This window comes from Caballeronia sp. GACF4, assembly GCF_023631025.1.
In the GTDB taxonomy this organism is placed as follows: Bacteria; Pseudomonadota; Gammaproteobacteria; order Burkholderiales; family Burkholderiaceae; genus Caballeronia.
Map to the genome: position 1 here is coordinate 59320 of NZ_JALQDW010000006.1, position 10714 is coordinate 70033.

A 10714-nucleotide genomic window follows, 5' to 3' on the forward strand; every position below is an offset into this window, starting at 1 on the left:
AGTGTCGCTTCTTTCGTCGCTTCAGTCGAAGTCGATATGACCGCTTCGTCTCAGCTCATCCAGCCTGAAAATTTGCTGCGGCAGCACGCGCCCAAGCGATAGCGCGGGAAGATCGTCGAGGCTGAAGAATCCGACGGCACTCGTTTCCGCACCGATGACCTCGCCCGCCTCCACGATCTCGCCGAGAAAAATCAGCTTCCAGATGTGAAAGACCGATGGTGGATGCGGATGTCTGTCTGCATCCCATACCGCGAGCAAGCGCTGAATCTTAACCGTATAGCCACTTTCTTCCCGCACTTCCTTCGCCGCGTTCTCGGCGGGCGAAACGCCTATGTCGGCCCAGCCGCCTGGAAGCGACCACATGCCGTCCGCCATTTCGCGCACGAGCAGAATCTGCCCCGCTTCATTGAATACCGCGGTACGCACATCGAGCTTTGGATTGGCATAGCCTGTTTCGAACGCGAAAAGTTCGGCTATCTTGGTCGAATCAGTCGATGAGAGCGCGGCGAGTTCAGCGTGCGCGATCTGCGCGATCTCATCGTAACGTTCGGTATCGAAAACGCTCGTTGCGTAGTGCAATCCGGTTTGCGCCAGTGCAAGCAGGCGGCGAGCGCGTTCCAAAGATGCCATGTAGTCGGTTCCGATGCGGCCTCAGTTCACGTCAAATGGCCTCTCACGAATTGCAAGGAGCGGCGTGCGCGCTCGTCCATTTGTTCGTCTGTCGCGCCGTTCGACATGTCGCGCCAGACTCCTACTGCGCGGCTCACGTTTCCGCCCTTGCGCATGAAAGGCTCCATGACGATTGTCCCGTCATATTCGATCTCTTTCAACGCGCCAAAAATCTCGTCCCACGGCAGACGCCCTTCGCCTGGCGGCAAGCGGTTCGCTTCGCCCAGATGGAAGTGTCCGAGCTTTCCCTTGCAGGCGAGGATCGCATCGCGAAAAGAGTGCTCTTCAATATTCATGTGGAACGTGTCGAGCTGTACCTTGCAGTAAGGATTGTCGACCGCATCGCAGAACGCGAGCGCTTCGCGTGCATCGTTGGCAAGCCATTGCTCGAAGCGGTTGACCACTTCCAGCGCGTAGATGATCCCATAGCCTTCCGCTACCTTGATGACGCGACGCACGCTGTCCACGGCACGCTCCACGTAGGGACGCTTGTCCGTCATGCCGGGCGGCGGCGATTGCGGCCACGCGCAGAAAGTGAGTCCCGCAAAAACGGGCGCACCGAGCATATGGCAATCGTCGAGCAAGCGCTTGACGTACTCCGTGCCTGCATCTCTCACGCTTTGCTCGGGAGAGGCGAAATCGTACTCGGGCTTGAGACCGATACAGCACATCACGGTGAGGCCGAGATCGTCGGCGACGGTCTTCAGTTCGCGCTTCTTCGCATCGGGAAGATTGTTGAATTCGCCGAGCGAAATTTCCATCATGTCGAAGCCCAAGCCGGATATGCGCTTCGCCAGGGCCGGAAAATCGACCAGCCATTCGGTCGACCAATACGTGTAGAACATGCCGACTTTATTCAAGGCACGACTCCTTTGATGTTTGCCTGACTTGCTAGGCCACGAAGCCTTTTGGCTTGACCTCGGGATGTGCCGGGTCAGCATGTTCGAGCGCGGCCAGCGACATGATGCGTTCCTCGGAGGCGTCGTCAAAGCCGACTTCACCCGCAAGCTGACCGCCGCGCATGACAAGGATGCGGTCGGAGATGGTCAGTATCTCCGGGAGGTCGCTGGAGATGACGAGAATGGCGAGACCTTCTCGGGCAAGTTCGCGCATGAGCGCGTAAATCTCGGCTTTAGTGCCGACGTCCACGCCGCGCGTGGGTTCATCGACGATCAGGACACGCGGCTTCGACGCGAGCCATTTCGCCAGCACCACCTTCTGCTGATTGCCGCCGCTCAAAAGACCCACGAGTTGTTCGACGGTCGGCGTCTTGATGTTGAAGCGCCCGACGTAACTGTCGATCATGCGCGCTTCCTGCAACGGGCGAATGACCGTGCCCTTCGAAAGACGCCCAAGCCCCAGCGCAGCGAGCGAAAGGTTGCTGCCCACCGACATGCCGAGCACGAGCCCCTGATCCTTGCGGTCCTCGGGCACGAGCCCGATCCCGAGCTTCATTGCATCGCGAGGCTTCGCGATCCTGACCGGCTTGCCTTCGATGGTGACGTTGCCGTGCTTCGGCGGCGGCGCACCGAAGATACCCATCGCCACTTCGGAACGTCCTGCGCCGATCAGTCCGGCAAGTCCCACGATCTCGCCGCGTCGCAACGAAAACGATACGTCGCGATAACGCTCGTCGTCGCCCAGACCATCCACTTGCAGCACGATTGGCTGATGCGCGTTATCGGGCTTGATGCGCCGTACTTCGGCGAGATCGCGGCCCACCATCAGGCGCACGACTTCATCGGGTGAGGTATCGACAAGACGCGCGGTACGCACGTGCTTGCCGTCGCGAAGAACGGTCACCGCATCGCAGTTGTCGAACACTTCGCGCATGCGATGCGAGATATAGAGAATGGTCACGCCGCTCGCGCGCAGTTCGTGAACCACTTTGAAGAGCGTCAGGGAGTCGGCTTCGGAAAGACTCGAAGTCGGTTCATCGAGAATCAAAAGACGCGGCTCGTGAATCAACGCCTTGCATATCTCGATCAACTGCTGCTGCGCGATGGTGAGATCGCCGAGACGCGTATCGGGATCGAGTGCGATGCCAAGCCGTTTCATCGCGGCCTTCGTTCTCGTCAACAGCACGCCGCGATCGACCAGCACGCGCGCCATGCGCGGCTCCGCGCCGAGAAATATGTTCTCGGCAATCGTCATGTTCGGCGCGAGCATCAACTCCTGAAAGACGATGGAGATGCCCTTGGCGGCGGCATCGCGCGTACTCGAAAACTCGACTTCCTGACCGTCGAACATCATGCGTCCCGAGGTCGGCGCATGTGCCCCTGCGATCACTTGCATCAAGGTCGACTTGCCCGCGCCGTTCTCGCCCATGACCGCATGCACGGTGCCGGCCTCGACATTGAAGGACACTTCCTGCAGCGCTTTCACGCCGGGATAGGTCTTCGTTATCTGCTCAACGCTCAACAGCACGGTCATGGCAGCACTCTTTCTCACGAATGACCCGGGGCGCAGCGCGTGGCCGGCCCCGCGCGCGGTTCATTTACCGCCGACGAATTTATCGACGTTCGACGAGTTGACGATATCCACGCCCGTATCCGTGACCGGTGGCACCTTGCCACCCTTGGTCAGCGCATCGAGCTGCTTGACGGATTCGGTGCCCATCGTGAGCGGCCGCTGACCGATCAGCGTCGTCGCATAACCTTCCTTCAGCAGCTTGATCTGCGATGGCAAGGTATCGAACGAAACGATCACGAACTTGCCCGCCTTGATATCGGCAGCCTTGTTGCGAACCGCGCGAATATAGGCCTCGGGCGCGAACATGGGCCAGCCGCCAGCGAAGAAGATGCCGTCGAGTTTCGGGTTCTTCGCGAGCATGTCCTGAATGAGCTGCACGCCCGTGCTCGAATCGTCGTTGCAGGCGAAAGGCGAGCCCGACACTTCCTTGAAGTCGCCATTGAGCTTCGACTTGAAGCCCTTGATGCGCTCGTTGAGATTCGCCGCCGACAAGCCGCCTGTCAGAACCGCATACGTGCCGCCCTTGGGCAGCGCCTTAGCAAATGCTTCGCCCGCCGCTTCGCCGCCTGCTTCGTTGTTCGTGCCGATGAAAGCGATGCGCTTGGACTTCGGTGCGTCCGAGTCGAAGGTCACGACCGGTATGTTCTTCGCCAATGCCGCGCTGATGACGCCGCTGATCGAATCCGCATTGTTCGGCGCGATAGCGATACCCGCGACCTTCTTGGTGATCAGATCGCGCACAATACGGCCTTGTTCTGCGTCGTCGAGCTGGGCCGGGCCGGTGAACAGACATTCGGCGCCGATCTTCGCGGCTTCTTCCTTGCAGCCTTTTTCCGCGTCGGCATAGAACGCGACGCCGAGCGCTTTCGGTACGACGGCGAACACCTTCTTGTCCGCCGCCTGCGACTGGGCAATGCCTATCCCGAGCAGGAGCGTAGCGGCTACGGCACTGAGCATGGTGCGTGTCATGGTCTTCTCCAGAGTCGTTGTAATACAGCTTTCATCGACGTCGCCAGACGCCTTTTCTAAGTTGATCGATAAACACGGCAAGAACGATCACCGAACCGACGAACACCCCTTGCCAGTAAGCGTCCGTGCCGAGCAGAACGAGACCGTTGCGCAGCACTTCGAGAATGACGGTGCCGACGAATACGCCGATCACGGTACCTTCGCCGCCGGACAACGCCGTTCCGCCGATGACAGCCGCCGCGATCACGCTCAGCTCCTTGCCCAATCCTTGATTGGAGATTGCCGACGAGAGATAGCTCACTTCGATGATGCCCGCGAGACCCGCGAGCACCGACGACATCACGTAGACGCTCATCTTGAGGCGGTCGACGTTGAGGCCGGTGAGCATGGCCGCGCGTTCGTTGCCGCCTACCGCGTATAACTGGCGGCCATAGACGGTACGCTTCAGAACGATGGCGGACACGATGGCGAGCGCCACGAAAATCAGAAACGGTACAGGCAGATCGAGAAAGTCGCCGCCGCCGAGGGCAAAAAACGAATCGCCATCGGGACGAAAGCCGTCGATAGCCTTGCCGCGCGTAATGACGAGCGCCAACGCCCGCGCAATGCTCATGGTGGCAAGCGTAGGCACGAAGGGCAGCATGCGCAGTTTGGTGACGCAGAAGCCGTTGAAGAGGCCGACGCACGCGGCTATGAGCAGCGTCAGCACGCAAGCGGGAAACACAGGCATGCCGGCCTGCATCATCGCGGCTGACGCGACGGCGGCCAGTCCCCATACGCTGCCGACCGAGAGATCGATGCCGCCCGTGATCATCACCGCTGCCTGCCCCAGCACCACGATGCCGATGAAGGACAGGTTGCGCGCGTCGTTGAGGAGATTGCCCTTGCTCGCGAAGTCGGGCGCGAAGATCGACAGAAGCACGACCATGATCAGCAGGGCGCCGACGATACCGGTTTCGCGCGAGTGCAGCAATTGAGCGGCGAACCCGCGACGGGGTCTCGCCCGCTCGCTGGCTGCCAGCGTTGGCTTGCTCATGGTGTCGCCTCCAGTGCCTCTGTGCGCCCGTCGCGTGTCAAGGACAAGCTGTTTTTGTGCTGAAAGAGTTTAGTTTCGGGTCGAAACCCAGTCAAAGCGGGTTTTCCCTGCCGGGCTTGAGGCGCGATCCGGTTCACCTATGAACCTGCTTTCAAATATTGGATTCCTTAGTTTTCATTCGATCACTTTGCCTGCGTATGCATGCGGCAGGCCTCCGCATAAACACGGATTACGTCGCGGACCTTGCTGTAGATAAGGCTCATGGGCGATGCATCGATCGACCCCCGCCTCACCTGCCAGTATTGCTCCGGCAGATAGCGGCTGATGAGGTTTTCCCGTATGCCGATGTTCGCGAGGTTCGCCACCAGCTTGCGCGTCGCCTCATCGATATCATGGTCGGACCAGTAGTAGCGCACGCGGTCGCTATAGCTATAGGTTCGCAGCAACCGCTTCTCCGCGTCGCTGCCGTGATAGTACTTCTCCCAGTTGTTGGGTTTCTCGCGCATCACGCGTTCGACTATCTCACGCAGATTCGACCGGACATTCGGCGCGAGGAGTTCGCACTCGATGTCCGCCAATGCATAAAGCGCTTCACGCAAAGCGAAGGTTACGCCCGGTCCCACCTTGAGAATGGCGAAGCCATCATCGACCAGCGCCGATAGCGCTTCGGGCTTTTGATAATCGGTGGAATGCGCTTCGAACACGATACCCGGTAGCCTTTCGAGCACCTTGGAAAGTCCGCTTGCAAGCGTGGGGGCGTAGTCGACGACCCTCGTATGATCGAACTCCACGCCGGGTTGAACGACGAGTCCCACCACACGCTCCCACGCCGCGCCAAGTCCGCGTGCATCCCAAGCCTTGCGATGCACGGCGACGGTATCGAGCGCAGCGCTCGCGTGCGTAACTTCCACGGTGGCGAGTTCTTCCGATGCACCGCCCGGAACGGGCACTTCAGTGCCGATGATATACACCGGACCTTCGGCGAGCCCCACGCGCGCGGCAGCCGCTTCGGCGACGGCGCACATACGCGCGGCACGTTCGGCCACGACCTCGTCGGATAGACGCGCGGGGTCATCGGCGCAGGGCATGCTTGCATCGAGATGAAGCTTTCTGAAACCTGCGGCGGCGTAAGCATCGATCAAGGCATCGGCGCGTTGCATGGCATCTTCGGCAGGCAGATTACGCCATGCGTTAGGGCCTAAATGATCGCCACCGAGAAGCAATCTATGGCGATCAAATCCCATGCGATCGGCAAGCCCATGCACGAAGCGAACGAAATCCGCAGGCTTCATGCCGGTGTAACCACCATACTGATCCACCTGATTCGATGTCGATTCCAGGAGCAAGGGCGTGTCGTCATCGAGCGCCTGCTTCATTGCGGCTTCGATCACCCAGTGATGCGCCGAACAAATCGAATAGATGCCTTTCAGGCGCCCGGCGGCGCGCTCGTCGCCGGTCAAGCGCGTGACGATGTCAGTCATGCTTTGCCTCCGATGTCGCGGCGATGAACGCATCGAGTTCGGCAAGGGTCGCCGTGCCTTCCATCGGTCCACGGAACGTCACGGCCCGCGCGCCCGCCGCGCTTGCATACTCGAGCGCGCGCTCCACGGAAAAGCCCTGCGCGCGGCACGCAATGTATGTCCCGCCGAAGCAATCGCCCGCGCCGGTAGGATCGACCTCCGTAACCGACAATGCCGCGAAGTGGCTCGCGTGATTGCCGTCGTAATGACTACAGCCGTCCTTGCCGCGCTTGATGACGACCTCGCGCACGCCGCGCGCAAGCAGTTCGTCGATTGCGCCTTGCTCCGTTCGCGCATTCGCAAGCAGCATTACTTCGTGGCCGCTCGGAAGAAACACATCGGTGTAGTCGAGAATGAAGTCGAGCGCCTCGCGCATCTCCGGAATGCGCAGCATTTCCTTGCGAATGTTTGGATCGAAGCTAACCGTACCGCCGTTTGCCTTCACGGTCTCGATCACCTTCTTCATCGCCTCGATGATGCGAAACGAGAACAGCGATGAGCCCATCACATGAAAGTGACCACACTCTTTCAGCAAGTGCTCGCGGATCTCGCCGACTGACAAATGCCCCGACGCGCTATTCGCAATGTTGTAGATGAAGTCGCGGTCGCCGTCTTCGCGATACGTCACGAAGGCACTACCTGTCGTCGCGGATTTGATCACGGAGATGCCCGACACATCGACGCCGTCGTCACGCAACCGTTCGACGTTGAGCACGCCGAAGTCGTCGTCGCCGACGCAGCCGATGATCGCGCAACGACTGCCCGACTTCGCCACCTGATCGATGAAGATGGCAGGCGCGCCGCTCGCATACGGTCCCATCAACGTGCCTGGCCGGCGAAACGACTGTCCGATTTGAGTCGCCAAAATTTCGACGAGGATCTCGCCCATCGTTACGATGTAGCCGGTGCGGCCGGCCTCTTGCGCTTGAGCTTGAGCTTCGTCCATGGCGTTCTTTGGTCAGGATGCCAACAAGGCAGATTGACGTTCAGGGCGTACCGCGCTTTCAACTTAAGTCTGCCTAAACTCCAGAATGCCGCTATCCCTTCGCTGCAATTGCAGACCGTTGCGCGACACGGTGTCGAGCGTCGGCGAATCGATACCGTCATCCATTATCAACGTGTCGGTATCTGCCACGCTTGCGAAGACTTCGCCGTTGCGCTCGTCGAGCAGCGGCTGATAAGCGACGACGACCGTCCGCTTGGCCGTACGTCTTGCCGCTTGCGCAACGCGCGCCTGTGCAGGGTCGGCAGCCAGCAGATTGCCATCGCGATCGAGTCCCGACGCCTGAAGAATGCACAGATCGAGCGAATGACGCGCCACCGATGCCTCGGCGTCAGGTCCAGTCATGGCAGTTGCGCCATGCTCCAGTTGGCCGCCGGTCAGAAGTAACTCGCAATGCAGAAAGCGCTGCGCCATGCCGGCGACCGCGACGTCCTGCACGAGAAGCGACAGGTTGGCGCGGTCCGACAAAAACGGAATGATCTTGTGAATGATCTCTCCCGCTCCCAGCAAGAGTGCTTCGTGATCGCCCACGGCTTCAGCGGCAATGCGAGCGATCATGGTCTCGGACGCCTTGCGCGTGGCGCCATCCGACGCCGGCACGAGAATGTCGTCGCCCGTTTTCTGCACGAGATAGCGCGCCTTGCCAAACGAGCGCAGCAAATAACGCTGCTGCTCGAGATACGTCAGATCACTTCGAATGGTGACGCTCGAAACGTCGAACGCCTGACTGAGTTCCTCGACAGACACTTCGCCGCGCTTGCGCACAAGCTCGACGATCTGCAGCCGCCGCTTAAGCGAACTCTTGTTGGTGAGCATCGAATCGTCGAGTCGAAATGTCTTTTGTTCCGTAAGAGTCTAGTTTCGATTCGAAAGAAGGTCAAAGGCATTTCCCTTCGTGATCCATAGGTGTTTTCCCGCTTGGTACTTAGCGGTTTTTTGCTAATGCGCCGCGCAACGTCATTACCGTGCTCGCGACGCTCGCCACGATTTTGCCGTCTTCGCGCTGAATGTCGCATCGGTAATGACTGATGGTCCTGCCGCGATGCTCGGCCCATGCGCGCGCCGAAAGCCTCGATTTCCACACGGGGCGCAGAAAGGTCGCCCTCAGGTCGATGCTCGTGAAGCTCTCCTCGATGTCCATCACAGTGGAATGCGCCGTGCCGATAGCCGCATCGGCGAGTTCGCACAAAAGACCGCCGTGCACGGTGCCTTGTTGATTGCCGTGAATGGCGCAATCGGCATCGAGCTCGATAACGGCCAGCGCTTCGCCTATTTCGACGATGCGAAACTTGAGCAGCGCCGATATCGCGGTGGGATAACGCATGTGCGTGACGGTATCGGCAGTGAGGCTGCCGTCTAGTTGACGCTTCAGGAACTCGAGGACGGGAACGTGGCGGTGTGCGCTATCGGTCATGTCGGCTCCAACTCGGTGTTTTGCCGAAGATAATCGCTTAAACTAGGACAATCAAATAATTGTCCTACATACACATGAGCGCAACGACACAGGTCAGGAAAGTTGCAGCCACGCTCGAAGCCGATATACGCAATGGCAAACTGCACCCGGGAGCGTTGTTGCCCACGCATCGGCAGCTTGCCACGCGTTACGGCATTGCCATCGCGTCGGCGACCAAGGTCTATGCGGAACTGAAGTCGTTGGGTCTAGTTGTCGGCGAAACCGGTCGTGGCACCTTCGTGCGCGACCGGCCGCAAAAACGCGAGTGGGATATCGGCGATGAAGCGCGGCTTTCAGGCAGCACCGCCGATCTGTCGTTCAATCATCCAACGTGGCCGGGTCAGGCCGACCTATTGCGCTCGATGTTGCGCGAACTCGCATCTTCAGGCGACCTTGCCGCGCTCATGCATCAGCAACCGCCTGGTGGCCGGCTTCATGAGCGCGCCATTGTCGCCAAGTTTCTGGCCAAGGCGCGTGGAATTCGCGTGGAAGCCGAGCAAATCTTCTTAGTGCTTGGCGCGCAGCAAGGTCTCGACATCACGACGCGCGCACTGCTCGAGCCGCACGATTCCGTTGCGGCTGACGCGCTGACTTATCCGGGATTCAAGATGCTCGCGCATACGCAAGGCCGCGATGTGCACGCGATCCCCACCCTGGATGACGGTCCCGATCTCGACGCGCTCGACAAGCTATGCCGCCGTCACCGCATACGCGCGATCTACACCATGCCGACCGTGCACAATCCGCTCGGCTGGGTGCTGTCGGCTAAACAGCGTCATCGTCTGGTCGAGAGCGCACGGCGTCACGACTGTATGTTGATCGAAGACGCCGCCTACGCGTATCTCGTGAACGACGCACCGCCGCCGCTCGTGGCGCTGGCGCCTGAGCGAACGGTGTATGTATCGAGTTTGGCTAAGAGTCTCGCAAGCGGCCTGCGCTTTGGCTTTATCGTCGCGCCAGAAGACTGCACGAGCCGCACCAAGGCCACGATCCGCGCAAGTTACTGGAGCATGCCGAGCATAGTCACCGCGATAGCCACGCGCTGGATGGCCGACGGCACCGTCGCGCGGCACGAAGTCATGCTGCGCCGCGAAGCGCGCCGCAGACAAGCGATCGCGCGAGACGTGTTCGCGAACATGGAGATGCTCGCGCACCCGTCCTCGCTGTTCCTCTGGCTTCGCTTGCCCGAAGACTTGCGCGCGGATCGCATAGCGACGGCGCTGGCTTCGCAGGGTATCGCCGTGTCGAAAGCAGAGTCCTATGCGACGACGCGGCATGCACCGCGAGCCTTACGTATAGGCTTGAGTTCAGTGCCCATGGAAATGCTCGAACACGTACTGAAGCAGGTACGCGACACCATCGAGCACTTTCCAATCTGAGCGCTTTGGCCTTTAGACCAGCGCCTCGGCTTGACGCGTGCGCGGCAACATGCGTTCGAACTCACGCTTGACGATGCCGTAGCATTCGCACGCACGCTCTTCCAGACCGGCGCGGTCGAGCACCTTGATACAGCCACGGCTGTGATGGATCAGACCCGCGTCGTGCAGCTTGCCTGCGGCTTCCGTCACGCCTTCGCGACGCACGCCGAGCAT

General features: G+C 60.1%; 11 protein-coding genes. 1 reads left to right on the forward strand and 10 read right to left on the reverse strand.

The window, feature by feature from the left end; all coding sequences use genetic code 11:
- Positions 1-21: 21 nt before the first annotated feature.
- The 9 genes from NCR40_RS08125 to NCR40_RS08165 form a co-directional block, all read right to left on the reverse strand.
- On the reverse strand, positions 22-630 hold the full coding sequence (locus tag NCR40_RS08125) for an NUDIX hydrolase (protein ID WP_250509179.1): 609 nt from the start codon (positions 628-630) through the stop codon (positions 22-24).
- Between the two features lie 26 nt (positions 631-656).
- The gene (locus tag NCR40_RS08130) at positions 657-1529 is read right to left on the reverse strand and encodes a D-psicose 3-epimerase (RefSeq protein WP_250509180.1); all 873 of its coding nucleotides are present in this window, start codon (positions 1527-1529) and stop codon (positions 657-659) included.
- 31 nt (positions 1530-1560) lie between these two features.
- The gene (locus tag NCR40_RS08135) at positions 1561-3102 is read right to left on the reverse strand and encodes a sugar ABC transporter ATP-binding protein (RefSeq protein ID WP_250509181.1); all 1542 of its coding nucleotides are present in this window, start codon (positions 3100-3102) and stop codon (positions 1561-1563) included.
- Between the two features lie 60 nt (positions 3103-3162).
- Entirely contained in the window at positions 3163-4110 is a 948-nt protein-coding gene (locus NCR40_RS08140; protein ID WP_244831757.1) for a sugar-binding protein, read from the reverse strand.
- 31 nt (positions 4111-4141) lie between these two features.
- Positions 4142-5146 carry an ABC transporter permease gene (locus NCR40_RS08145; protein ID WP_244831758.1) on the reverse strand — a complete coding sequence of 335 codons (1005 nt, stop codon included), beginning with the start codon at positions 5144-5146 and terminating at the stop codon, positions 4142-4144.
- A gap of 182 nt (positions 5147-5328) precedes the next feature.
- On the reverse strand, positions 5329-6627 hold the full coding sequence (locus NCR40_RS08150; protein ID WP_250509182.1) for a D-tagatose-bisphosphate aldolase, class II, non-catalytic subunit: 1299 nt from the start codon (positions 6625-6627) through the stop codon (positions 5329-5331).
- Positions 6620-7612 (reverse strand): tagatose kinase, encoded by a 993-nt coding sequence (locus NCR40_RS08155; RefSeq protein ID WP_244831760.1) that lies wholly within the window; start codon positions 7610-7612, stop codon positions 6620-6622. The genes NCR40_RS08150 and NCR40_RS08155 overlap by 8 nt, the downstream gene beginning before the upstream one ends.
- Positions 7613-7675: 63 nt before the next feature.
- Positions 7676-8485 (reverse strand): DeoR/GlpR family DNA-binding transcription regulator, encoded by an 810-nt coding sequence (locus NCR40_RS08160; protein WP_250469686.1) that lies wholly within the window; start codon positions 8483-8485, stop codon positions 7676-7678.
- A gap of 109 nt (positions 8486-8594) precedes the next feature.
- Positions 8595-9083, reverse strand: a complete 489-nt coding sequence (locus NCR40_RS08165; protein WP_250509183.1) for a PaaI family thioesterase — start codon at positions 9081-9083, stop codon at positions 8595-8597.
- 74 nt (positions 9084-9157) lie between these two features.
- Between NCR40_RS08165 and NCR40_RS08170 the strand changes: the two genes are divergently transcribed.
- Entirely contained in the window at positions 9158-10501 is a 1344-nt protein-coding gene (locus tag NCR40_RS08170) for an aminotransferase-like domain-containing protein (RefSeq protein ID WP_250509184.1), read from the forward strand.
- A 12-nt stretch (positions 10502-10513) separates the two neighbouring features.
- Here the strand turns inward: NCR40_RS08170 and NCR40_RS08175 are convergent.
- The coding region (locus NCR40_RS08175) for a helix-turn-helix domain-containing protein (RefSeq protein ID WP_250509185.1) at positions 10514-10714 on the reverse strand (201 nt) is incomplete at its 5' end.